The 24,148-nt window shown below is 41.6% G+C and carries 18 protein-coding genes, 1 tRNA gene, 3 pseudogenes and 1 other annotated feature; of the genes and pseudogenes, 12 read left to right on the top strand and 10 right to left on the bottom strand.

Features of this window, described 5'->3' with window-relative positions; genetic code table 11:
- Positions 1-3 precede the first annotated feature (3 nt).
- Positions 4-939: a DUF1853 family protein gene (locus tag FOR85_RS01235; RefSeq protein ID WP_144296352.1), complete on the bottom strand. Its 936-nt coding sequence runs from the start codon at positions 937-939 to the stop codon at positions 4-6.
- 142 nt (positions 940-1,081) lie between these two features.
- On the opposite strand from FOR85_RS01235, the gene FOR85_RS01230 reads away from it, so the two are divergent.
- A complete protein-coding gene (locus FOR85_RS01230; protein WP_102077541.1) occupies positions 1,082-1,384 on the top strand; it encodes a monooxygenase in 303 nt (100 codons plus the stop codon).
- A 275-nt stretch (positions 1,385-1,659) separates the two neighbouring features.
- Here FOR85_RS01230 and FOR85_RS01225 read toward each other — a convergent pair whose 3' ends face one another.
- The 4 genes from FOR85_RS01225 to FOR85_RS01210 form a co-directional block, all read right to left on the bottom strand.
- Positions 1,660-3,246 carry an SIR2 family protein gene (locus FOR85_RS01225; protein WP_144296351.1) on the bottom strand — a complete coding sequence of 529 codons (1,587 nt, stop codon included), beginning with the start codon at positions 3,244-3,246 and terminating at the stop codon, positions 1,660-1,662.
- A gap of 561 nt (positions 3,247-3,807) precedes the next feature.
- A complete protein-coding gene (locus FOR85_RS01220; RefSeq protein WP_144296350.1) occupies positions 3,808-5,160 on the bottom strand; it encodes a DNA-processing protein DprA in 1,353 nt (450 codons plus the stop codon).
- The gene (locus tag FOR85_RS01215) at positions 5,157-7,256 is read right to left on the bottom strand and encodes a RecQ family ATP-dependent DNA helicase (RefSeq protein ID WP_144296349.1); all 2,100 of its coding nucleotides are present in this window, start codon (positions 7,254-7,256) and stop codon (positions 5,157-5,159) included. Before FOR85_RS01215 ends, FOR85_RS01220 begins: the two co-directional genes overlap by 4 nt.
- Positions 7,257-7,345: 89 nt before the next feature.
- Positions 7,346-8,511, bottom strand: a protein-coding gene (locus FOR85_RS01210; RefSeq protein WP_144296348.1) for an IS3 family transposase whose coding sequence is annotated in 2 segments (ribosomal slippage) — positions 7,346-8,253 and positions 8,253-8,511 — 1,167 coding nt in all. Because the reading frame shifts where the segments join, the coding sequence is not laid out codon by codon here.
- 229 nt (positions 8,512-8,740) lie between these two features.
- Here FOR85_RS01210 and FOR85_RS01205 point away from each other — a divergent pair.
- From FOR85_RS01205 to FOR85_RS01185, 5 genes and pseudogenes are all read left to right on the top strand, one after another.
- A complete protein-coding gene (locus FOR85_RS01205; RefSeq protein WP_144296347.1) occupies positions 8,741-9,352 on the top strand; it encodes a hypothetical protein in 612 nt (203 codons plus the stop codon).
- A 125-nt stretch (positions 9,353-9,477) separates the two neighbouring features.
- Positions 9,478-9,606: pseudogene (locus FOR85_RS12590) on the top strand (IS3 family transposase); the annotation flags it as partial.
- Positions 9,607-9,667: 61 nt separating this feature from the next.
- Positions 9,668-10,755, top strand: a protein-coding gene (locus FOR85_RS01200; RefSeq protein WP_190295461.1) for an IS3 family transposase whose coding sequence is annotated in 2 segments (ribosomal slippage) — positions 9,668-9,920 and positions 9,920-10,755 — 1,089 coding nt in all. Because the reading frame shifts where the segments join, the coding sequence is not laid out codon by codon here.
- A gap of 39 nt (positions 10,756-10,794) precedes the next feature.
- A pseudogene (locus FOR85_RS01190) lies at positions 10,795-11,900 on the top strand (IS3 family transposase); the annotation flags it as partial.
- Positions 10,956-11,072, top strand: a sequence feature (AL1L pseudoknot). It overlaps the preceding pseudogene by 117 nt.
- A gap of 63 nt (positions 11,901-11,963) precedes the next feature.
- A complete protein-coding gene (locus tag FOR85_RS01185) occupies positions 11,964-12,998 on the top strand; it encodes a hypothetical protein (RefSeq protein ID WP_144296344.1) in 1,035 nt (344 codons plus the stop codon).
- A 242-nt stretch (positions 12,999-13,240) separates the two neighbouring features.
- Here FOR85_RS01185 and FOR85_RS01180 read toward each other — a convergent pair whose 3' ends face one another.
- On the bottom strand, positions 13,241-14,233 hold the full coding sequence (locus FOR85_RS01180; RefSeq protein WP_144296343.1) for an IS110 family transposase: 993 nt from the start codon (positions 14,231-14,233) through the stop codon (positions 13,241-13,243).
- Positions 14,234-14,487: 254 nt separating this feature from the next.
- On the opposite strand from FOR85_RS01180, the gene FOR85_RS01175 reads away from it, so the two are divergent.
- From FOR85_RS01175 to FOR85_RS01165, 3 genes and pseudogenes are all read left to right on the top strand, one after another.
- Complete coding sequence (locus FOR85_RS01175) at positions 14,488-14,799, top strand: transposase (RefSeq protein WP_190295460.1); 312 nt, start codon at positions 14,488-14,490, stop codon at positions 14,797-14,799.
- Between the two features lie 177 nt (positions 14,800-14,976).
- Positions 14,977-15,725: pseudogene (locus tag FOR85_RS01170) on the top strand (IS5 family transposase).
- A 240-nt stretch (positions 15,726-15,965) separates the two neighbouring features.
- Positions 15,966-16,847: an IS982 family transposase gene (locus FOR85_RS01165; RefSeq protein WP_144296341.1), complete on the top strand. Its 882-nt coding sequence runs from the start codon at positions 15,966-15,968 to the stop codon at positions 16,845-16,847.
- 370 nt (positions 16,848-17,217) lie between these two features.
- Here the strand turns inward: FOR85_RS01165 and FOR85_RS01155 are convergent, their stop codons facing one another.
- The 3 genes from FOR85_RS01155 to FOR85_RS01145 are packed head-to-tail and all read right to left on the bottom strand — an operon-like array spanning position 17,218 to position 18,984.
- Positions 17,218-17,511, bottom strand: coding sequence for a hypothetical protein (locus FOR85_RS01155; protein WP_144296340.1), 294 nt, complete (start codon positions 17,509-17,511; stop codon positions 17,218-17,220).
- Positions 17,508-18,752, bottom strand: a complete 1,245-nt coding sequence (locus FOR85_RS01150; RefSeq protein ID WP_144296339.1) for a site-specific integrase — start codon at positions 18,750-18,752, stop codon at positions 17,508-17,510. The genes FOR85_RS01155 and FOR85_RS01150 overlap by 4 nt, the downstream gene beginning before the upstream one ends.
- A gap of 16 nt (positions 18,753-18,768) precedes the next feature.
- Positions 18,769-18,984, bottom strand: coding sequence for a hypothetical protein (locus tag FOR85_RS01145; protein WP_045454368.1), 216 nt, complete (start codon positions 18,982-18,984; stop codon positions 18,769-18,771).
- Positions 18,985-19,180: 196 nt separating this feature from the next.
- Between FOR85_RS01145 and FOR85_RS01140 the strand changes: the two genes are divergently transcribed.
- Complete coding sequence (locus FOR85_RS01140; RefSeq protein WP_045454365.1) at positions 19,181-19,408, top strand: helix-turn-helix transcriptional regulator; 228 nt, start codon at positions 19,181-19,183, stop codon at positions 19,406-19,408.
- Positions 19,409-19,836: 428 nt separating this feature from the next.
- On the opposite strand, the gene FOR85_RS01135 is transcribed toward FOR85_RS01140, so the two are convergent.
- Positions 19,837-19,911 (bottom strand) — tRNA-Gly (locus tag FOR85_RS01135).
- 260 nt (positions 19,912-20,171) lie between these two features.
- Here FOR85_RS01135 and FOR85_RS01130 point away from each other — a divergent pair.
- Entirely contained in the window at positions 20,172-21,836 is a 1,665-nt protein-coding gene (locus FOR85_RS01130) for an alpha-keto acid decarboxylase family protein (RefSeq protein ID WP_144296338.1), read from the top strand.
- Positions 21,837-22,313: 477 nt separating this feature from the next.
- Positions 22,314-24,104, top strand: coding sequence for a potassium/proton antiporter (locus tag FOR85_RS01125; protein WP_144296337.1), 1,791 nt, complete (start codon positions 22,314-22,316; stop codon positions 24,102-24,104).
- Positions 24,105-24,148 lie beyond the last annotated feature (44 nt).

Here is a 24,148-nt window from a genome sequence, read left to right as displayed (position 1 = left end):
AAATCAATCATCTACACCATCACGCAGCCGAGGATAAATGACAATCGGTCTATCACCTTCAAAGTAGAGCCCTGTTTTTAAGATTCCGTTTTCAGAATTGATAAGTGGCAACTGACGACCATCATAGAAGTCGCGCTTGCTAAACCATTCGATATAATGGGCGGCGCGCAATACGCTGATATCAAACCTCGCAAGACTAGCGCTATCAGTGGTATCGCACCATTCATGTATGGGAAAGCTAGGGGTTAGCCAGTGAGGATAGACGAAATTAGCGATGTTCATTGGCAAAAAGAATCGCCCTTTTATGACGCCATAACGTTTATCAATCTTAACTTGTCCATGCTTCTCAGTATCCACCCAAATGCTACAAAACTGCTTGGTTTGCATATGGGTCATTTTGCGCTTTAGATTGTCGTTGGAGTTGATCCCAACCCAATTAATCGGCGCAAAAGGTGCGGCACCCATAAAAAACTTAATCGCCAACTCCCAATGCTCAACCAGATTGTATTCATGATTATACAAAATCAAATCCAGCTCGCCTGTTGTCTGCTTGCCATTGTATAACTGCACGTTATTGGCAAGCGTCTCGTACCGATGTAATTTGCGTGCAAAGCCATCTTCTAGCCAAAATGACAGTAAACCCTCAAAGTGAAAACCCAAGCGATTGGGGCTAGGACGTTTTAATAAATAGCGGGTTAATGCCTGATAGTCATTGGTGGTATCCAAATCTTTTAAACGCGGCTTATAAGCTTCAAACTGCTGTTGCCAAAAGTCTGCGCTATGTATTGCAACTTTGTGGGTAGTTTGATGCGGTGCGAAATCCAACCACGTCGTCAAGACGTTAGGGCAGGCGAGTACATACGCTAAATCACGCACAAAAGGTCGCCGATAAGCTTCCCAAGGTGCATAGCTATCAAGGCGCGGCGTAAGCTCAGACATAGGACAAACCAGAGTAAATATAAAGTATTTACCCTAGCGACTTGCTTACTAAAAGTCTATAGCGAATCGTAATATGTTAAGGTTGTAGTCATCTGGCAGAATATATGATTGCCAACCTTTCAGTAATACAGAGGACTAAATTATGAAGTACCTTTTGCAAATCGACTTTCCTTATAGCGGTCCTTTTGGTAGTGCGTTTTTTGATGCCATGAAAGAGCTGGCTGAAGATATCGCAACCGAAAACGGTTTGGTCTATAAGCTATGGACAGAAAACGAAGCAACGCAAGAAGCGGGCGGGATTTATGTGTTTGATAATTTGGACGATGCCAACAGATATTTAGAAAAGCATACCCAAAGACTGACTTCATTTGGTTTTAAAGATATCAAATCCAAAATCTTTGTTATCAATGAAGCGCTAAGTGCGATTACTAAAGCGTCTTTGTAATACTTTATGAAGAATAATGAGCATAAAAAAAGCCAACCATTGATATCAATGGTTGGCTTTTTTGTTTAACTACTATGTTTGGTCGGAACGGCAGGAGGTAAATAGTGAGCTGTAAGCACTGCTATATATAGATTAATGTTTTATTAAATAAAAATATACCGTAAAATATACCGCACTTTGCAAAAGTCACTTATATATTAATTAGATCCTTTAAAATGAAAATAGAGGTTTAAATGTATAAAGATTAAGAATAGATTTTGATTTATCGACAAGTATCAATAACGGTTGCTATTCTTTACAAAGTCATATATACAAACGACTTTACAGAAATTACTTGATAAACCTGATGTAATTAAAGCAACGTCAATATGCTTTTTTAGGATTTTTAGTAAATCATCTTCATCTCTTTTTATAAGACCGAAATCCATGTATGGAAGCATTCTCAAAAATAAACCAAAATCATGTTTATGATATAATTCATTAATACCAATTTTAATTTCGAGTACATTTTTAGATCGTTTAACATCATTCCCTGTTGAACGAAAGTCACTTGGTTGTTGGTCATATTTTGCTTGTACACTATCGCTTAATGTTACGTCTAGAGCCAAAGAACCATCGGTATGAATAAGGTCGCTAGTGTTGAGGTAACGGAAGATAGGTACTCTGGCATTTCCTTTACAGAGTTTAGGTAAAACCTCATGTGCTATTTGCTTGTCATCGTATTTGCCATTCTCAAAGATAACATCCCTTATTAAGTCAAGTCTTTCCAAACCTACTAACCCTCTAGACGCCATGATAGATTCTGACCTTTTAACCATCGAGATAGCTCCGTAGCCTACAACAAATTCAATAGAATCTGATTCATTTTCCAATTCTTCAGAATCTCGAACATATAACTTACCTTTAGGGTCATCGGTTAGCACTAACTCATAAAGCTCATCTTTGATAGTTCTGAATAAATGTGCAGGAATACGTTTTTTAGTTTCACAAAGTACCTCGAATAATTCGGTATAGTTGGGCGTTTGAACATATTTTACAGGTATTCTCTTATGTATAACTGAATCACTAATGGCAGCTTTAGTGACTTCTGGCTTCCATTCAACAAATAGCAATTTGTTCCGTAAAAACTCAAAACCCGAATCAGGAAAACATCCAACTATATCTTCAAGTATTTCAGAAATATGTTCATCAGTTAGAGAGTAACCTAAAAAGATTACAGGTCTTTCAATAAACATTGTAAGTAACTTTGAAGAAAGGTAGGGGTTTTTTAATCTATATTTAGCATAATCGCTTTCAGTTAGAATAAGAGAGTTAGGTTTCGTACAGCAACCATGAATTTTGTATATTTCTGCAATTCCATGACTACGTCCTGTAATTAGCCCATCTTGTCCTATAAAAGGAGTAAATTTAGGAAGCTTTTTTTCTAGAAATATGTCCCAGTTAGTAGTAACTACGGCATCTATATTAGCTTTAGCAAGCAATTCTATTTCTTGGAGTAATGTTTCATCAGTTGTTACATTATTAGAAGCCTCTCGAATAAAGTTTGCGATTGATATTTTTAAAGGTGACTGGGCATTGATAAAGAGGTCATTGTTCCCTGGTATAAGTTCTTTGGCTTCTTCAGTGTCCCACCAAGTTTCAGAATATATACTAGATAGTAACTGAGCATATTTAGTTAAATCACCATCAGCTTGAGTCTTTAGTTTAATATGGCTTTCACCAATGCCTTCAGCAAACTGCTGCATCAAACCCTCCCAACAGTTAATATTTAGATAACGTCGAGATAGACCAGAACCTACAAAAAGTATTGGTGAAGCTTCAAATTGATTAAAATATGATTCTAACTGGTTTTTAAAGTTCATTAATCTAACCCTAATATGTAATGAATTACATTACTATATTTACCCCACTCTCAACTTATTTTTCTAAGGTATTGGTTTACTTAGTTTTTAAAATTTCAGTTAAAACAATTAAAATTTTAAATTCTATAAAAATCAAAAGCCTACGATAAGTTGAGATTGGCGTTATATTTATTAATTTTTAATACCGTATTTGGGAGAGTCCCAGTACTAACCCTAACTAATAGCTCATTATAGTCAACCCCGATATTAACAATGTCACCCGAGAAAAATAAACTTTATACCTCAGTCTTCTACACTATATAAATAACAGCATATAGAGCTTTTTTGACTTGTTAAAGTAAGATTAATTCATGGTAAGTAGAGGTATTAATGATATTTTAAACACTATAATGTTGAGGAATACATTACCTAATAAGTTATAGTGTGGATTGTTGTAGGTTAACTGATCTCACATTCGGGACTGAATCTTTAACTCGATTCAAATCTAGTACTCATCTAGCTATTTAGCAAATATATATACTCTTATACGCTGACCTATTTTATTAGGCCATTACAATCTTTCTATTCACTATTTTTGACTTGATAGCGTACTGGGCGATTGAGTTTCTTCACAACTTCATCATCAACAGCGCGTTTAAGCCATTCAGTTAACTGAGACTTATGAAGTTTAGTACTTTCAATCAGCTCGTCGACAGTCAGTGGATTCTCCGCCAAGCGTTGAAGCTCAGAACTAAATAGGTGATAAAAATCGATAGTTTCCAATTGTGCAGTGTTACTTTCGGCAGCCTCTTCTGAACCAGATCCAATCTCTGTTTGTAGCTCGGTAACTGCTCTATCAGATTCTACTTCGTTAACGTCTTTCTCCGGCTCTGATTTTGGCGCAGGTTTGAAGTCTGTTTCGGCAAATAACTCAGGCTGTGCATATGTGGAAAATAGATCACCTATAGGTTCGCTTACCTGATTCACAAGGTTTTCTTTACTGCTTACTAAATCTGTAATTGTGAAAGCTTGAATATCCGCTTTTAACCAACTGCCACCTTTGGCAACCAAATCGACATTAGCTGCATCCTTGTCTGTGGTTTGTTTAATCCATAATGGTACCCAAGCTTTTTTCAGGTTTTCTTGTGCGCCGCTGAGTGTGCCACCTTTTTTGCCAGAATGAATTACCAGAGAACTATCCGCTAGGCAGTAAATGTATTTGTTACGAGCCATGGCGTTACCGACATTGAACCCAGCTTCAGGGTAGAAAGGCGATATCAATACAACATGGCCATCCATCAGACCCTGTCGCCACTTACTACTGGTTGCAGCTCTTAACAGGCGATCAGCCATTACGCCTACGACCATACCCCCTTGTTGCATAGCCCCAATCATCACTGTCTCATCGACGCCACGTGCACCACCAGAGATAATAGCGATATTTTCTGATGCTGCTTTAGCACCTATCTGGTCTGTAAAGGCGAGGTCTGAATCACTAGCATTGCGCGAGCCGATCACTGCTAAGCCACCTGAATTTAATAAGTCTTTATTTCCGCAGCCAAACAATACAGGAGGGCAGTCTGTTTTCAATCGCTGTTTTAATCGCTTCGGATATTCCGTGTCGGAACGTGTTACTACCCAAAGGCCTGCACGTTGCCATTTCTCCATAGCCAGTGCAAGGCTATGACCACGCTTCAACAATTCAATGATACGCTCCGCACTGATACGCGTATCATGCCAGCCTTGCAGCAAGGATTGAGGATCGCCAACCAATAGGTCAGCTGGTGTAATAGACTTTTCTTTTAACCACAAGGCAAAGCGACCCCATTCTGCATTACTTAGTGGCTTAGCACTTTCGTTACTGGATTTTGAAAAATAGCTCGTTAGTAGCAGGGTTGCTTGGGCTGTAGGAGATAATAAGTTAGATGTATTCATGAATCTTTCACCGAAGATGAGGCAAGCGCAATAGGGTACACCAAACCGCTACCTGCTTGCTGTAAAAGTGCCGCAATTACTGTGAGTGTCCAACCAGAGTCTACAATATCATCTACTAATAAAACCGGTTGTCCCTCATATAGCTGAGTTACTGCAAATACACCATCCAGATTGCGACATTGATGGAAGCGATTTTGCTGGCCTTTTTGAGGTTGATTATCTTTAATTTTACTCACGGCATCTACAAATGGTAAACCTAATCGATCAGCCAAACGTTGTGCAAAATCCGGTACCAACTCAGAATGATAGCGTGACGGCACACAACACACCCACTGAGGCATTGGATTGGGTTGCCAACGTTGTTGAATCATTTCTGCTATGGCTTTAACTAATTCATCACTAAATCGACCTGCATGCTTATTGTCGGCAACCATCTTCCCCCAACCTGCATCTCCCCAACGGGACAAAACACGGCCTTCTTGTGCGCGAAGTTTCTGAGGTAGATTGCCGCGAAAGTTATAATCCAAAAACGCATTGGCTGCAACTTGTGCTTTTGGGGTAATCACCATTTCTGCGTGCTTAAGGAAAGTACCTGCACGATGTGCCAAAATAGGATCAACCGAAATATTGATAACAGGTTTACCTAAGCAAGACGAACATTTACCGCACGGCGTAGGATCTAGATCGTCTAGCGCACGGCGTAAAAATGTCATCTTACAATTAGTGTTATCCAGATATTTCTGCACTTCTTGCCATTCTTGTACACGTTGTTCTGTTAAGTGAGTAGTTCGGGCATGGTCCATTTTATAGGGCACAGGTGTCCTAACCCAACGGCTGCCATCTTTAATTACAGGCGCCGGACTTTCCACACTCAGCAGCTTCAGTACTTTTTCAATCTGGCCATAACGCAGATTAGTTTGCTCTTCCATACTGCGAATCGACAAGCTATCGCTGTTTTCCAATACCTGTAAAATCTCATTCACTTGCACTTCTGAAGGAAAAGCCGATTCTCGGAAGAACTCATGAATATTATGATCTTCCATACCTGACATCAATATACCCACAGCCTGATCAATACCGCGACCAGCACGGCCCACCTGTTGGTAATAGGCAACGATAGAACCTGGCGCCTGATAATGAATCACAAAGCTTAAATCAGGCTTGTCGTAACCCATACCCAGCGCCGTGGTGGCTACTAACACCTTTAACTGGTTATTGAGAAGGAGATCTTCTAGATGCTGGCGATAGGTATTACTGTCTTCAAAGCTATCATGTGTAACACTGCCGTGGTATGCCTTGGCATCTATATCATTAGCAACTAGCCACTCGGCCACTTGCTCAGCATCCCTTACTGTTAAGGTATAAACGATACCTGTACCGGGTAACGTAGGTATCACCTGTGCTAACCAGGCTAATCGTGAAGCCTGATCGGGCAATAGGGTGGTTTGTAGAGCGAGACTTTCACGAGTTAGTGGACCACGATGAATATTGATGTCACCCAACTGGGTTTGTATGTCTTCGATTACACGGTTGTTAGCTGTTGCTGTAGTACCCAGTACTGGCGTGTTGGGGGGTAACTGGCGCAAGATATTTGTAATACGGCGATAATCTGGGCGAAAGTCATGACCCCAATCAGAAATACAGTGCGCTTCATCAATCACCATCAGAGCGATGCGGTCGGCAATCGGCTGTAACACCTTTTCGATAAAGCTGTCGTTAGCTAAGCGCTCAGGAGAAATCAACAAACAGTCTATTTCATTATTAAGAATGCGTTGAGTCACCGACTGCCATTCATCAGTATTCGTAGAATTCATGGTCTCCGCTACGATGCCCAAACGCTGGGCCGATTCGATCTGGTTGCGCATCAGGGCAAGTAAGGGCGAGATAATAATCGTTGGCCCCATACCTCGGTCACGTAAGATTTTAGTACTAATAAAGTAGACCGAGCTTTTACCCCAACCGGTTCGCTGCACCACTAGAAGTTTCTGTCGAAGATTGACCAACGCATCAATGGCTTCCCATTGTCCATCACGGAATTCAGCTGCCGGATTTGCCAAGGCAGTTTGCAATAGTTGTTGGGCTTGGACTCGGTTCATTATCACTCCTTGATTTACACGTTTAGCTCGCCGCTCATAAGTTTGACCCCTGCCGTCAAATCCGTACAGTCAAACTTGGGAGATTTTAATTACGCAGCCTGACGATAATAATCAAACCACACCTGTCTTGGCGATTTATAGCCCAAGCCCTTTTGAATTCTTGTTTGGTTGTAGTACAGCTCAATATAGCCAATGATATCGCTGATGGCTGCAAACCTTGTTTTATAGTCTTGGTGATACACTAATTCATTCTTTAGTGTGCCCCAGAAGCTCTCTATGGGCGCATTGTCATAACAATTTCCCTTGCCGCTCATAGAGCCTGTGAACTGTTGTTGCTTGATGATCTTGTGATAGGCATGGCTGCAGTACTGACTGCCTCTGTCAGAGTGCACGATTAGCCCTTTGCTTGGCCGTTTATTCTTGATGGCCATGTTCAATGCACTGCAAACTAGATCTGCGGTCATGCGCTTATTGATAGCGTAGCCGACAAGCTCTTTAGTATAGAGGTCTTTAACCCCTGCTAAGTACAGCCAGCCCTCATGTGTCCAGATATAAGTAATGTCACTGACCCAAGATTCATTAGGACGCTTGGCATCAAACTGCTGATCCAGTACGTTTGGATAAACCAGCTTGTTGTGATTGGAGTCGGTGGTAACTTTAAAGCGTTTGTGGCGACGGCATTTGATACCATGTTCTTCTTTAATACTTCTGACCATATACAGGCTAATGTTATGGCCTTGCTCGCTTAGATGAGCATGCAGTCGATCTGCGCCATAACGCTCTTTAGTTTCACTGTGAGCGGCTCTAACCAGTAGCTCAGACTGGTTGCGGTGTATTTGCTGTTCACTAAGATCACGACCTAGCCAATCGTAGTAGCTCGATGGCTTAACGCTCAATACACGGCACATAGTGGTGATGCTAAAAAGCTGCTGATTATTTTCAATGAAGGCGTACCTGACTAGCTGTGCTTTGCAAAGTACGCTGTGGCCTTTTTTAGTATCTCTCGCTCCTCTTCGGCAACTTTAAGCTGTCGTTTGAGACGCTTGTTCTCTTCTATAATGGCCATAAGCTGTGGATCATATTGTTCTGTACCAACAAGCTTGCCTTGATTGGCTTTGTTATGCCAGTTTGATAGCGTTTGCATGGCAATACCTAACTGCTTTGCAGTAGCTGAGATATTGCCATTATTATCTGCTATCTTCTTGACAGCTTCAGCTTTAAATTCGTTACTGTAGGTTCTTAATTTCTTGGTCATGGTAAACTCCTATAATTGTGCTTAGTTTACCAAGTTTAGTTGTACGGTTTCTTCAGCATAGCTCACTAGTAATCAAGATGAAATTAATAGCTTCACCTTAAGGTACTACTGGGGATTACGCCTTGAAATATTTTTCTACAAGCAGAATGTCGAAGAGTTTATTAGGGGTGAGAGAGATTTTGTCAATACAGGGCTATCTTTAGATAGTATCGTATTTCTAATTGCTCATTTGTTTATTCTTGACTGGGAGCGAGAGTCATACCAGTTAACTAAAGACCTGTTTGAGATTATCAATATTAAGTTTGATGTTGTTAGTGGTGTTGAAAATCAAGAAAGACCTTCAGATGCCCAATATTTTGTTTTGAATTTTCTTAATAGACAACAGGGATGGAATATTCCTTGCGTAATTGAATTTGAGCCTACTGACGATGTATACAAAAAAATTATTGAAGATTGGAGTCTTGAAGGGTGTCATACGCTAGAGGAGCTTTTTATTGATGCTTGTAATAGACATATAAATGAAGCAAAGTTCTTTGAAGAAGATAAAAGGTTCCAAAAGTATTATGATTTTGGGAAGTATGAGTTCTTTTACTATCCTTTTGAGGTTTTAATTGTAGAAAAGTCAAGAGAGAAAAATAATTTAAACACTATTAAGGCTGATCATTTTCTATTGAAAACTCCTTTAGGAGTTTTACCTTCTTCGTCGAAGTCAGATAACTATTATAATGATTTTCTTGTTAACCTTCTTATTCGAGTCAAAAGTGAATATCCAGATTTTGCTGAGGATTATAAATTACCTAAAAGCACTGAGCCCAAGAAAAATAGTTGGAAGTTTTGGTAGTTCAAAAAAGACATTTCATTTGTTATTGTGCAAATGATTTTCTTCAATAAAGAGAGCAGGACGCTATAGTATCTGTGAACCGCCCCGGGATTGTCGGAGACCTAATATTCTGAGAGAATACGACAATGAAAAGACAAACCTATACTCCTGAGATTAAAGAACGCGCCGTTCGCATGCTGATTGAAGCGGCAGGCGATTACCCCTCCACCTGGTCAGCTATTCAAGCCATTGCCCCTAAGATTGGTAATCCCCCCAATAAATAAGAACACTTACAAATAGAGATTAACTGCTAAAATACACCAGCAGGAGAATCCTATGAAAAAGACACGCTTTAGCGACAACCAAATCGTCAACATCCTAAAACAAGCCGAACAAGGCGTCCCTATTACCGAGCTCTGCCGTGAGCATAACATCAGCCAAAGTACCTTCTACAACTGGCGATCTAAATATGGTGGTATGGACGCCACACTTATCAGCCGTCTTAAAGAGCTTGAAGTTGAAAATGCCCGCTTAAAGAAGATGTACGCTGATGAATGTCTTAAGTCCGACATCCTACAGGATGCCATGTCAAAAAAGTGGTAGCGCCCCTCAGGCGCACAGAGATGGCTTGTCACTATATTAAAGAGCATGGCATCAGTATCCGCAGGGCTTGCCGTATCTTTAACATCAGCGTCACCTGTTATTATCACAAGTCGGTGGTAACAGATGAGAACCAGCAAATAGCGGACTTACTTATCAAACTGACTGATGAGAACAAGAACTGGGGCTTTGGCTTGTGCTTTTTAACCTTGCGTAATGTGCTAGGACTGCCGTACAACCATAAGCGGGTATATCGCATCTACTGCGAGCTTGAACTCAACCTTAGAATCAAACCTAAGCGTCGCATTAAACGTGCTAAACCAATACCATTAGCAGTACCTGATAGGATTAACCAAAGCTTGCGCATGGACTTTATGCACGACGGCTTAACTGATGGCCGTGGCTTTAGACTGTTCAATGTCATTGATGATTACAACCGTGAGGCACTCACCGTTGAAGTCGACTTCTCGCTACCGGCCGGGAGGGTCATACGCAGTCTTAATCAGCTTATTGAGTACCGAGGCAAACCTGTGCAGATAAGATGCGATAACGGCCCTGAATACATCAGCAATGCGCTCAAAGACTGGGCTGAGCAGCAAGGTATCATCTTAAGCTATATTGAACCTGGCAATCCACAGCAAAATGCGTATGTAGAGCGCTTTAACAGAACCATGAGATATGATTGGTTAAATCAGGAGCTGTTTGATAATCTAGAGCAGGTACGCGCACAAGCAGAAAACTGGTTATACCATTATAATCATAAGCGCCCAAACATGGGCAATGGCGGTTTTACACCGATACAGAAACTCAATCAGGCAGCTTAATTCTATTTATTAGGTGTCTTAAGTTTGGGAGGGTTACCGATTGGCTGCACGCCTGAAACTCTGCGGTCTTGGCATAAAAAGCACATCGATCAAACCATTCCTGCTTCAGTGCAAGCTCAAAGCCAAGAGCAACGTATTAAAGAGCTTGAACGCGAGAATAAAGAGCTTAAGCAAGCCAATGAGATTATACGTAAGGCTGCTGGTCTTGAAGCCCAGGCGGAGAAGGGCCGCTGACTAAAATCATGATTCACTTCATCGACGACAATAAACACCTTTATGGGGTCGAGCTGATCTGTAGAGTCCTACCGATTGCCCCGTCAACTTATTATCGTGCTCAAGACTTAAGCGACAACCCACACAAGCGTTCACTGCGCAGTCAGCATGACGACTATTACATCGGTGAGATTAAACGTATTTGGCAGGATAGCAAATGCCGTTACGGTGCGCGTAAAGTCTGGCAGCAGATGAAAGCAGAAGGATTATGTATTGCTCGGTGTACCGTAGAGCGATTAATGAAGCAGTATGGTATGCAAGGCATCTGGCGCGGTAAGGGTAAGATTACCACCAACAGCCGTGACGACCAAAAGCGTGCTGATGATTTGGTTAATCGTAACTTTAATGCTCATCGTCCTAACCAACTATGGGTTGCAGATTTTACCTATATCAAGACGACAAGCGGCTGGGTGTATACCGCTTTTATTATTGATGTGTTTGCTCGCGCTATCGTTGGCTGGAAAGTATCTAATCGCATGAATACCGATATGGTTATGGCTGCGCTTAATCAAGCCATTGCAGACAGGAACAACCCCAAAGATGTGATTCATCACAGTGATCGCGGGGTTCAGTACTTATCCATTCGCTATACTGACAAAATGTGTGACTCTGGTATCATCGCTTCTGTCGGCACGACTGGTGATTCATACGATAATGCACTGGCTGAAACGGTCAATGGACTCTATAAATCTGAGGTAATTGACTATTTAAAGGAGAACTGGACTGGTATCAATGATGTTGAACTGGCAACCCTTGAATGGGTGGACTGGTTTAATAAAATACGACTGCATAGCACGATTGGTTATGTGTCACCTTTTGAGTTTGAAAAACGATATTATGATAATTTAACCCTGTCAGGCATTGCTGCCTGACTCAAGTAAATCAGCCTCCGATATAGTCGGGGCGGTTCAATCAAATATACTGGAAAGTGCACTATGTACAACAAAAAAGTAAATATTAATAAGTGTCTAAACCCAATTTTATCTATATTGTCAGTTGCTGTGCTTGCTACGCTCTCATCAATGGCAATCGCTCAAAGCACACCTAACCAGTCTTTTAACGTATCAAGCGTTACTGACAGCTCATCAAGTTGTGACATCTACAAGCACGTTGAACAGTCTGACACCTCCATTGATCTGAATAATGTCACACAAACGCCAAATGGTATTGAAGTTCATTCTAATGACTTAGATCTTCAAGTGGAAGACTTTCAACCATGCAAAGCCAGTAAGCCATTCAGTAGTGACAAAGAGGCTGTTGCGCTGTACCAGCAACTTGAACACGACTTAGACAAGATAGCGGAGATAATTATTCGTGATGTACCAGAAGGCTTCTCTAAATATAGAGGTTTAGATAATGAAGAACTTGACCAAATAATTAAAAACGTAGAACCGGTAAAACAGAAAAAGCACGATCCAGACAAGTTCATAAACGTATACATCTATATGGCGGTTCATAGTTATTTAGGCGAATTCGTACCTAAAGACGATGCTAAAGCCGTGCAGTATATGAGCTATGTGGTTGACTACCATCAATCCTTTAGCCCTAACGATGTATCACCATTACTTAATTCTATGGTTGCGAGAGCAATCATAGAAAAACAAAGACATATCAGTGATAACAATCCTATTAATTTACAGCATGAGACTGAGAGTAGCGTTGAAGCCGTGGCTGCTTATTTGCTATCCAAAGCAGAGCACTTAGACACGAAGGCTATATTAGTAAAAAGTTACATCAATCGAATGGATGAGACCCTTGATAACCACACTTTAGAAGTGATTCACCAACTATTTGACCCAAAACTTGAGGAACTCACACATCTTGCCGAGCAAGGAAGTTATATTGCTACAAATGAATTGAAAGAATTGTATAAGGGGCTAAAGACCATTGATTTAAAATATGCAGAGCAAGCAAAATATTGGGAAGGTCGAGTTGACACTTTGCCTCACCCAGATAATAGTTGGAATTAGGTGATATACATTTTAAGTATTTTTAGAAGATAAATAAATACTGTTTAAGCAACGTATACCTATGGTGAACCAATCAGGTGCTTTTATTGGTTCGGCTCCCTAGTGAGGACTTGAATCTTTAGCTGTAGGTTAATGATAGCAATAGTTTGGGCTCCATCCCAGATTCTGTGTAAATTCTATTGGATAACAGGGCATAATGAAATAGGACAGTAGATAAGAGATACCATCTTAAAAAAGCCAAATCAAGCACTAATTAGCTCAACTTTTGCTTGGTAAGACTGCTGATGTTTAATCACACCGAAACAGATATGCACAAGCTTGCGCATCGCTGCACAGACAGCCTGCATTTTGCACTTACCATTAGCAAGCAGTCGCTCATACTGCGCCTTAATATCAGGATTATGCTTAATGGCGACTAGCGCTGGCATATACAGTTTGGCTCTGATATCACTTGAGCCATTCTTTGCTAAGCGAGACTTGCCTTTAAATAGCCCTGATTCACTATGTTTGGGAACTAAGCCTAAAAAGGCGGCCATTTGTGACGCTTGACTAAACTGCTTATTATGCATCAGCGACACCATCTGCTTTGAGACAACAGGGCCGACGCCTTTAATAGTTTGTAGTAGAGTCTGATCTTGCTTTAAATTGTGATGATGATCGATATGGTCATCAATATCACCATTGAGCTTAACAATAGCGGCTTGCAAAGAGGCTATCATATGCTCAATAGAAGCTTTAACGATAGGAGCGGTGTCTGTGGCCTGCGCTTTTTCCAATCGATTCAGCTCACGTTGTAAGTCTTCTTGTAGTGCGTCTAAGCGCGACAATAATGACTTGAGGTGACGCGCCTCTGCTGGCGGCGGTGTCCATAATTTAGGCTTAGCACTATAGGTGTAGCGGGCTAATAACATACTGTCTTTTTTATCCGTCTTGTTGCGACTTCCTAAACTAGCAGCATAGCTTTTGATATAAGCAGGATTGATAATACTGACGTTAAGACCTTTATCAAATAGGTAGTAGGCGATGTTCTCGTGATAGACTCCTGTGGCCTCGACCGTGATGTGAATATTACTTAAGTCGTCAGTGATGTTAGCAATGAGCCAGTTGATAAGAGCAGCGTAGTCACCGTAATCATTTTTAAAGACTTTGGTTTTAAATTTGAGATTATCAGTGGCTTTGAGCCAGGCGATATCTAGCTTGTTTTTACTGACGTCTATGCCGATATAGTGTGTCATCTTATTGTCTTCCCTTGTCTATGCAGTGTCACTCATGACACCTTGGTAGATGGCGAGGCACTTGGATACCATTCAGAATATGAAGATGATGGGATGAGCATTGGGCATAATCTCTTACACAGTGTCTAGGCACTAAGGTTATACTCATACTCTCAATGCTCATGAATAATTACTTTATTTTATCAACTTTCGTTGGCAGTATTAAGCGGTTATTCAAGATACAAGGCTATACTAACCCAAAGAAGGAAACTAGTATGACCAACAAACGCGGACGCTACAGCCAAGAATTTAAGCTAGAAGCCATTAAACTGGTTGAAGATCAAGGCAGGAAGATACCAGAAGTAGCCAACTCATTAGGTATCGGCAAAACCACCTTAGAGAATTGGGTATATAAATACCGTAAAGAACAGCAAGGTGTCATGCCATCAGAAGGCAAAGCCCTAACGCCTGAATTACGGCGTATACAAGAGCTTGAAAAACAGATCAAGCAGCTTAAGATGGAGCGAGATATATTAAAAAAGGCATCTGCTCTGCTAGCCCAAGACAATCTCAGCGTCTATCGCTAATAATCAAGCTTGCAGAGCATCATAAGCATATTAGCAAACACAAACTATGTGAACTGTTTGGGGTTGTTAGAAGCAGCTATTACAACAGTACTAAATCTAGGGCGTGTCATCAATTAGCATAGATATTTCAGAATAAGCTATACTTAGATCGTATTTAGGAATTTGAGCTCAATGACTATGACAAGACGACATGCCCTACGTGATGACCAATGGGAGAGAATTAAAGACATTCTACCTGGTAAACCAAGTGACGTTGGTGTTACTGCAAAGGATAACCGCTTGTTCGTAGAAGCGGTTCTGTACCGTTACAAGACCGGCATACCTTGGCGTGACCTACCTGAACGCTTTGGCGACTTCAGAGTGATTCATACTCGTTTTAGTCGCTGGTCAAAAAAAGGCGTATGGGAGCAGGTTTTTAATCAACTCTCTGAACAATCCGATGACGAATATGCCATGCTAGATGCCACGATTGTTAAAGCCCACCAGCACAGTGCTGGAAAAAAAGGGATCAAGCCATTGGACGCAGCAAAGGTGGACTGACGACTAAAATACATACTCGAACAGATGCGCTAGGCAATCCTACTGGCTTTTATCTAACAGGTGGGGCAGCTCATGACCTGTGTGGCTCAGATGAATTGCTTGATGTCAGTATTAGCCAAACGTGGCTTGCCGATAAAGCTTACGATGCTGATGCCCGCGTTATTGAACCGATTAAAGCAGTGCAAGGTAATGCAGTTATACCATCTAAGTGTCATCGGCTGCAGCCAAGAGACTTCGATAAAGAGCTTTATAAAGCGAGGCACCTAATAGAGAACTTCTTTGCCAAGATTAAGCAGTATCGTGCGATTGCCACTCGCTATGATAAGTTAGCCAGTCATTTCCTTAGTGCCATTCACTTAGTTTCTTGTGTCGTTTGGCTTAATTGATGACACGCCCTAATTCTTTTCGTTTAAGAATGATATATGCTGAGGCTCATTAAGACCTTTACTACATTTAAGAGAGAAGCATGAATAAAAAGCCAGACAACCTAAGTTGTCTGGCTTTAATATCTTGAACGACTTATCTAACCCCAGTTCGGGATAAGGGCTCAAAAAAAAGATAAAAAAGAAGTCCAAAGTTGCTAAAGTGAGTTTACCAAGACAAACTTCACAACAAGGACTTCTTACATGGACAACCTAACCGAACTATACTGCCATATTGACGACTTTTATCAGCAATTCAAACCTGAGTTTGACGCTCATTTAATCGCAACGGGCCGTCAACGGCTAAGAGCATGCCAGATAAGTGTAGCAGAGATGATGACCATCTTGGTACTGTTTCATCAATTACGGTATCGACAGTTTAAGGCATTTTACTACCATCACATGCTTGGCATGATGAAACGGGCGTTTCCAAATCTGCCGAGCTACTCGCGATTTATAGAGCTTGTGCCGCGCAGTATCATGCCACTGTGCAGCTACTTGCAAAGCATGATGGGCGACTGTACGGGTATCAGCTATATTGATTCAACCAAGATAGCAGTTTGTCATAACAAGCGTATCTACCGTCATAAAGTCTTTGAAGGACTTGCAACCCGAGGCAAAAGCAGCATGGGCTGGTTCTATGGCTTTAAGCTGCACGCCATTATCAATCATAAGGGCGAGCTTGTATCTGTTAAAGTCACTGCGGGCAATACGGATGACAGAGTGCCTGTTAAGGATATGGCAACGCCTGTGTTTGGCAAGGTGTTTGGGGATAGAGGCTATATCAGTAAAGCCCTAAACGAGTGGCTCACAAAACACAGTGATACCACGTTGATAACCAAACTTCGGCGTAATATGAAACCCCAATTACTTGAGCCTATGGATGAGGCACTACTCAATCATCGCTCTTTGGTTGAAACGGTGTTTGGAGAGCTTAAAAACTTGTGCCAAATCGAACACTCACGCCATCGTAGTGTCACGGGGTTTATCACAAACTTGCTGTCAGGTTTGATTGCTTATTGCTGGTTTCCCTATAAACCCACCATCAAAAACATGCCTCAGCAAGGGCAGGTAGCTACATTGTAAATAGTATCAATGAGTTACAATGTGGCTTATCCCGAACTGGGGTTATCTATGATTATGTTCCCGCCATATAGCATGCTCACATACCTCACAGCACCAACGCTCTTTTGCTCGCATATACGGAATGTCTGCTGGTATCTGTAAAGGGCACACATAACCACAGTATTCGCATCGCACATCATCTAAATAAGCAAAACACTCACTGATTGTTTCGAACAGTACCTGTGCGCTAATGTCATACTTTTCACAGACGGTTTCTACATGTGCGATATAATCACTTTCGTTATTATATGACCAGTAATCTTCACAGATTCTTAGATCTCGTGCATTCTGCGTCATATTCGGCTGAAGCTTTACACTCATCACATCCTCCTTAGTAGCCGACATAGTCGGAGTGCGGTAATAGCTCATAAAGCTCGCTCTGAAGCTGACAACGTATATCTTCAATCACATAGTCAAGATTCGCATCCAAGCGCTTCTGTACCCATACCCGCATCGCCATATCATTATCAAAGCAGCGCTTCACTCCTAAGAAGCGTGCTAGGTTATGGCCAGATGGAACGTACAACTCACGCATCAATGCATTAGCAATCTCATTCGCATCTTCACTGATCGCGCCATCAGGTTTAAACTTAGCAAACAGCTCTTCATAATTGATAATTGTCATTGTGACGTCTCCTTGTCTGTTTGTGCATTAGCAATCAGTACATCAGCTTCAGAGCTATTCGATGCGCTGGTTAACTTCTCCTTACTCGCTAAGAGCAAGTTATCCATCGCTGAGCCATCCTGACGGGTGATATCAGGCACATAGCGGCTATACACCCGAAACAGCATCTCTGTACTACTGTGACCCATCTGCCGGGCTATCCACTCAGGATTTTCACCAGCAGCCAGCCAAAGCGTCGCTGCCGTGTGTCGAGTTTGATAAGCACGCCGATGTTTAAGACCGAGTAGGGCAAGCGTGGGTTTCCATACCCGCCGGTTCACATTACGGTACTCCATCGGATTGCCCTGTGAATTGCAAAAAACAAACTCTGACTTACCAAAGGTGCGTGCCTTCTGCTCTAGTAGGGCGTCATAGACCAACTGCGACATCGCAATATCACGTTGTGAACCCAACGTCTTAGTCGGACCCATCTCACCGTTTACTAATGCTGCGCGAATACTGATCTCACGCCGATCAAAGTTAATGCAGTCCCACTTAAGCCCATCAATCTCACTGGTACGCATCCCGGTAAAAAAGCGAATGGTGTAGTAGGGCTTATAATCCGCACGGACATGTTTTAAAATCAGCCATACCTCACTCAATGTAAACGGATTTACATCCGGACGAGCTTGCTTGAGATTCTTAATATTTTTATAAGGCATCTCAAACTCATGGCGATCTGATGCTTCTTCTAGTATCATACGAAGAAGTATCATGATCTGGTTGATCCGTGCTACTGACAGACTTGACTGACCATCTTTACCGTAACGAACTTTGGCGAGAGAGCTACGGAAGGTCAGCAAGTCTGGTTTTTTTATGGCATGCACTGCTTTACCACCAAACTCAGGCAACAAGTACTTATTTAAAATAATCTGCGTCTTTTGCCGATAACTCGGCCGCCATTCAATCTTTTTCTCCTCATACCAAATCTCTGAAAACTGCTTAAAGGTAGGGTTACGACTGATACAAGCTTCCGCTCTATCAGCCAGTGCATTCATTTCCTGCGCTCGTTCACTCTTTGGGAAGTAAGTAGCGTAATCAAAGATACCTAGGGTTATTTCAGCTTCCATTTTTTTCAAGACTTGCGCTAATTTTTTACGATTAGCTGGATTGTCTTCTAAACTGGTTTTCTCTCGACAGCGCTTACCTAAGTAGCGGAAGTCTACGACCAGCTTGCCAAACCGTCCTCGCATAGTAGCCATAGTAATTCTCCTTTTATTACTGAAGTGCCATACCGTTGATGGCGCTCATAACTGGCTTACACATATCCTCTTCGATACGCTCCCAGACATATAAAATCTTACGACCACCAAAAGGGCGTATGTAATGAATATTCTCAATCAAAACAGTGTCTTTCATTTGATTGCGGATAGTACGTGGGTCGTACTTGATACGTTCGGCTAGCTCATCAGTTGTTAAATAAGTATTGCTCATGATATTTACCTCTTTTCAGTTATTAAGTCATCGCATTAAGTGATAGAATAAAAATTATTTTATCAATCTGTAAGAATGCACCTTGAAGTAATCAGTAATTATTTACCCGCTTAAAGGTAATTAATAACCGATTTGTGTACTATATTATCTTTTTACCTCAATGTAAAGCATTTTTACCCGAAAAGAGGTAATATTTATGATTGTGTCTAAACTCCCTGTAATTCTGGCAGAGAAAAAACTGCGCGTAGCAGATGTTGTAAGAGCAACAGGCATGAGCAAATCAACGCTTCATAAACTATATAATGAAGAGTCCTCAAGAATTGATTTCAATACTATTGACCAGTTATGTGAGTTTTTAGATGTGCAGGTGGGTGACTTATTTATTTACAAGCCAAATGTTAAAGATGATGATGAAGAATCTTGAAAACTATCAAACAGAAAATATATATGCAGAGAAATAAGTGGCAAAGCCATATATACAAGGCACTTCAAAGCATAGAATTAAGGTTGGGGTTATTTTTTATATTTACTTTTCCATGATTTGGTCACGTTTTGGTCACGCTATGAGCTCAATTTATAAAAGCAGTGGAAAAGCAAAAACGATGCTAATAAAATATTTCTTAGCATCGTTTTTTATAAAGGTAAGAGTAATAAGTTGGGGTCGATTACAAAATCAGTGTTTATAGCGTGGACACGAAATGGTCACGTTTTGGTCACGGTGCTGATTTTTGAGCTTTTAATATGTTAGTTAAACTTAGCAATTAGACTGAGTCACTCATACTGAAAAACACTACAACCCCCGAAAAATGGACAAAAAAAAGCCTCACTGTTAAGTGAGGCTTTTTAAGTATTTGGAGCGGGAAAAGAGATTCGAACTCTCGACCCCAACCTTGGCAAGGTTATGCTCTACCACTGAGCTATTCCCGCTAATTATCAATTAACTATCGTCAGTTGATGAAGGCGTATTATACGCAGTTTTATTTACCTGTCAACACCTAACACGAAAAAAAGTAAAAGTTAGCAAAACAGGCATGTCATCCATTCATAATTTCATGTTATAACATTTTATTATAATATGTATTCCAAAAGCTTTGTATGGAAGAAATAAGCTGGTGTGCATTTTATAAGAAACCCCATCTTTATTGATAGTTATCAATACTTATAATCTTAAGCATTAAGGATAAAAAATGAGTCAACAATATACCATCGCGGATTATTTGTTCGATCGTATCGCTGAAGCGGGTGCGACTGAAATCTTTGGCGTGCCCGGTGATTTTAATTTAACGTTTTTAGATAATATTATTGCGTCTGATAAATTGCGCTGGGTCGGCAATACCAATGAGCTAAATGCTGGCTATGCTGCTGATGGCTACGCACGTGAGCGCGGTTTTGCTGCTATGGTGACGACTTTTGGCGTGGGTGAGCTGTCGACGATTAATGCTACCGCTGGCTCTTTTGCCGAGTACGCACCCGTGCTGCACGTGGTCGGTGCGCCAAGTACCGCCCTGCAAGATTCGAAACGCCGGATTCACCATACTTTAGGTGATGGGGTGTTTAATCATTTTATTAAAATGGTGGAACCTGTCACCGTCGCGCGAGCGCAAATCACGCCTGATAACGCTGCCTCTGAGATTGATCGTGTGATTCGAGTTATTCTGAAAAAGCATCGTCCCGGTTATTTGTTGTTATCACCAGATGTGGCGAAGATGCCGATTTATCCGCCAACGACCAAGCTTGATGATAGCCAAGAAGATATCACCAGCCAAGCGGCATTGGCAGACTTTAAGCAAGCACTCATAGAGTTTTTACCTAATAAAACCACCACACTGATGGCAGATTTGATGGTGCATCGTTTGGGATTACAAAATCAGCTAAAGGCTTTAATTGCTGATACCGACATTCCTTATACGACGTTATCATGGGGCAAAACCTTGCTTGATGAAAACAGTGAGCGTTGGGCAGGTACTTATGCAGGCGTGGCATCACGTCCTGTGGTTAAAGATGCGGTAGAAAATTGCGAATGCTTAATTAAAATCGGCGTGCAATATACTGACACAACCACCGCAGGTTTTAGCCAAAATATTGATGAAAAAGTTGTGGTTGATTTGCATTATGAGCGGGCATCTATCAGCGGTCAAAACTTTGCACCGATTGCGCTCAAAGATGCGCTGCAAACCCTGCATGAAGTCATGACCTCAGGCGTCAATATCGTACCGAAGCAGTTTTGCAAAGAGATGCAGCCGCATGAGCAAAACGGCAAGGATGACGAGCCGATTTGCCAAGATGACTTGTGGCATATCATCGCCGATGCGCTTGATGATAAAAACCTCGTGTTTTCTGACCAAGGCACGGCGTATTTTGGTATCAGTGATGTGCGGCTGCCAGAAGGGGTGACGTCTTATGGGCAACCAATGTGGGGCTCAATCGGCTATACCTTGCCAGCGAGTTTGGGTGGCGCTATTGCCTCACCGCATAAGCGTAGTATCTTATTGATTGGTGATGGCTCGGCTTTATTAACCATTCAAGAAATCGCGGTAATGATTAAAGAGCGCATCAATCCGGTTATTGTCCTGATTAATAACGATGGCTATACCGTTGAGCGAGCGATTCATGGTGAAAATCAGCGCTATAATGACATTCCTAAGTGCGACTGGCAAATGATGCCAAAAGCCTTTGGCGCGACAGAAGAAAACAGCTTAATCCTTAAAGCAGAAACCGCTGGCGAACTAAAAGCAGCGCTCCAGAAAGCAGCGGCCACCAAAGATAAACTGGTGATGTTAGAAGTGATGACAGATAAGCACGATATCCCGCCATTATTGGCTGATATCAGTGCCGCCCTTAAACCAAAATAGCCTAAGTAATATAATTTTATAATTTGCATGAGTATTTATCATTTACCATTAATAATGATTAAGCATTTATAAAAACACTGAGCACTTATAAAACAGAAAAGTCCTATTTGGCATTATGCTAAGTAGGGCTTTTTTGATGATGAAAAGGCAGGTTATTAATTTGCTTTCTAATATTCTTAGACTAAGGTTTATAGCGACGCTAAAAGCCTTTATGATTGAACAAATAAAGAGCCAATAGTGAATATTTTCTATAGGAATTGCATGCGTACGACGCTTAACACAAACTACCGTTAGGATTCTATGTTATACAATAGAGTAGGCTTTTATAGATTGGGTTTTTAAAGTTAGACAGTTAAGAAAACTACAATAAGACTGTTTAATTTAGAGCATTTCAATTTGAAGCTTTTGCAACAAGTACGCTAGAAAAGCTAAAGGACACACTTACATAATAATGATTAAAAATAGGGCTTAAAAAAGATGGATACCTTAAATATCCTGTATTTCGTAGGAGCAGTTTTAATTTTTGCCAGTATCATGGCAAGTACCTTGTCGGCGCGTTTGGGCGTGCCGCTATTATTGTTGTTTTTAGTCGTGGGCATGCTCGCCGGTGAAGAAGGTATCTTGGGTATTGAGTTCTCTCAATATGGTCTTGCTAACTTTGTCGGGCAGGCGGCGCTGGCTTGTATTTTGTTAGATGGTGGACTGCGCACCTCCTTTAAATCTTTTCGAGTGGGGCTAAGACCTGCTATTACTCTTGCCACGTGGGGAGTGCTGGCAACGGTCATGATACTGGGCGTCTTTGTCACGTGGCTACTCGATGTCGATTGGCGTTTTGGGCTATTGATGGCAGCTATTGTCGGTTCGACCGATGCGGCAGCGGTATTTTCATTGCTGCGAAATGGCGGTGTGAAGCTTAACGACCGTGTACAAGCGACGTTGGAGCTCGAATCTGGTGCCAACGATCCACTAGCCATTTTATTGGTCACCGGATTGATTGCGCTAAATGTCGACCCTGAGGGACAAACGGTACTGGGCTTTATAGGCTTGCTATTACAGCAGCTGAGCTTCGGCCTCGGTATGGGTTTATTATTTGGTTATTTATTGGCAAGGCTATTACCGAAGATACATTTGGCAGAAGGCATGTATGCCATTTTGATATTGTCGGCGGGCTTGGCAGTATTTGCGGCGACCAATTTAATCGGTGGTAGTGGGTTTTTGGCAGTTTATCTGGCTGGCGTGCTGATAGGCAACCATAAAGTGCGCTCAACCGAGCATGTCATGCGCGTGATGGACAGCTTTGCGTGGCTATCGCAAGCAGTCTTATTTGTGGTCCTGGGTCTGTTGGTGACGCCATCAAACGTCATTAATGTTTGGTATTACTCGGTTGCGATTGCCGCCTTTATGATTTTAATTGCTCGTCCTATCGCCGTTTACAGCAGCGTAAAACCCTTTAAGTTTAAAGACCGAGAAATCGGTTTTATTTCTTGGGTTGGCTTGCGCGGTGCCGTACCGATTACCCTTGCTATTTTGCCCGTAATGGCGGGTATTGACGGCGCCTTTATGCTGTTTGATATTGCCTTTGGCGTGGTGGTTTTATCCTTGATTTTGCAAGGCACAACCATTCCCTTTATGGCGGATTTATTTAAAGTACGCATTCCCAATAACAAAGACCCCGAAGAGAAGCATGAGGTTTGGGTATCGGACAAGGCAAGTATTACTTTATATCAGTTTCAAGTAAAGTCTGGGGCGTTTGCGATTGGACGTCATCCAAAAAGCATTTCTAACCACGTTAACCCTGATGAAATTAGTGTGTTTGCCTTGGTACGCGGTCAGCAGATTGTCATTGTCGACGAAGACACTAAGCTAAAATTTGGTGATAGCGTGTGGTATGCGATGCGCGGCAATCATGCCAGCCAAATTGCGCGGATTTTTAATGACACCACCTTAGACCGCAAAGCTATCGATGATTTTTATGGCGATTGGCTCCTATCACCGAGCGTTAAACTGGGCGACTTGCCATTTTTTACTGGTGTTATGACTTCTGAGTCTTTGGTCGATAAGCTAAGATCCAAGCCAGAAGATAATGAAAAAAATATGTGGCAGCAAACGGTTGCTGAATACGTCAAAGGTAACCTAGATATGGCGCCGGTATCGGGCGATACAGTGGCGATTAATGATGAATGGTCACTGGTCATCAAAGAAGTCGATGATAAAGGCAAACTTAGAACGATTGGTTTAAAACGTGAAGAGCTACCAAAAGCAGGATAGCTGTTTATGGTTATTTGTTGCCATGACTGTTTATCGTTATTCTT

This window comes from Psychrobacter sp. YGAH215 (assembly GCF_007280595.1).
GTDB classification, from domain to species: domain Bacteria; phylum Pseudomonadota; class Gammaproteobacteria; order Pseudomonadales; family Moraxellaceae; genus Psychrobacter; species Psychrobacter faecalis.
The sequence above is the reverse complement of the archived record's forward strand: the minus strand, read 5'-3'. Positions and strand labels throughout refer to the sequence as shown.

What these genes read in the sequence shown, in the direction of transcription:
- FOR85_RS01235 (WP_144296352.1), bottom strand. Translation starts at nt 939, where the DNA reads ATGTCTGAGCTTACGCCGCGCCTTGATAGCTATGCACCTTGGGAAGCT.
- FOR85_RS01230 (WP_102077541.1), top strand. Translation starts at nt 1,082, where the DNA reads ATGAAGTACCTTTTGCAAATCGACTTTCCTTATAGCGGTCCTTTTGGT.
- FOR85_RS01225 (WP_144296351.1), bottom strand. Translation starts at nt 3,246, where the DNA reads ATGAACTTTAAAAACCAGTTAGAATCATATTTTAATCAATTTGAAGCT.
- FOR85_RS01220 (WP_144296350.1), bottom strand. Translation starts at nt 5,160, where the DNA reads ATGAATACATCTAACTTATTATCTCCTACAGCCCAAGCAACCCTGCTA.
- FOR85_RS01215 (WP_144296349.1), bottom strand. Translation starts at nt 7,256, where the DNA reads ATGAACCGAGTCCAAGCCCAACAACTATTGCAAACTGCCTTGGCAAAT.
- FOR85_RS01185 (WP_144296344.1), top strand. Translation starts at nt 11,964, where the DNA reads ATGTACAACAAAAAAGTAAATATTAATAAGTGTCTAAACCCAATTTTA.
- FOR85_RS01180 (WP_144296343.1), bottom strand. Translation starts at nt 14,233, where the DNA reads ATGACACACTATATCGGCATAGACGTCAGTAAAAACAAGCTAGATATC.
- FOR85_RS01175 (WP_190295460.1), top strand. Translation starts at nt 14,488, where the DNA reads ATGACCAACAAACGCGGACGCTACAGCCAAGAATTTAAGCTAGAAGCC.
- FOR85_RS01165 (WP_144296341.1), top strand. Translation starts at nt 15,966, where the DNA reads ATGGACAACCTAACCGAACTATACTGCCATATTGACGACTTTTATCAG.
- FOR85_RS01155 (WP_144296340.1), bottom strand. Translation starts at nt 17,511, where the DNA reads ATGACAATTATCAATTATGAAGAGCTGTTTGCTAAGTTTAAACCTGAT.
- FOR85_RS01150 (WP_144296339.1), bottom strand. Translation starts at nt 18,752, where the DNA reads ATGGCTACTATGCGAGGACGGTTTGGCAAGCTGGTCGTAGACTTCCGC.
- FOR85_RS01145 (WP_045454368.1), bottom strand. Translation starts at nt 18,984, where the DNA reads ATGAGCAATACTTATTTAACAACTGATGAGCTAGCCGAACGTATCAAG.
- FOR85_RS01140 (WP_045454365.1), top strand. Translation starts at nt 19,181, where the DNA reads ATGATTGTGTCTAAACTCCCTGTAATTCTGGCAGAGAAAAAACTGCGC.
- FOR85_RS01130 (WP_144296338.1), top strand. Translation starts at nt 20,172, where the DNA reads ATGAGTCAACAATATACCATCGCGGATTATTTGTTCGATCGTATCGCT.
- FOR85_RS01125 (WP_144296337.1), top strand. Translation starts at nt 22,314, where the DNA reads ATGGATACCTTAAATATCCTGTATTTCGTAGGAGCAGTTTTAATTTTT.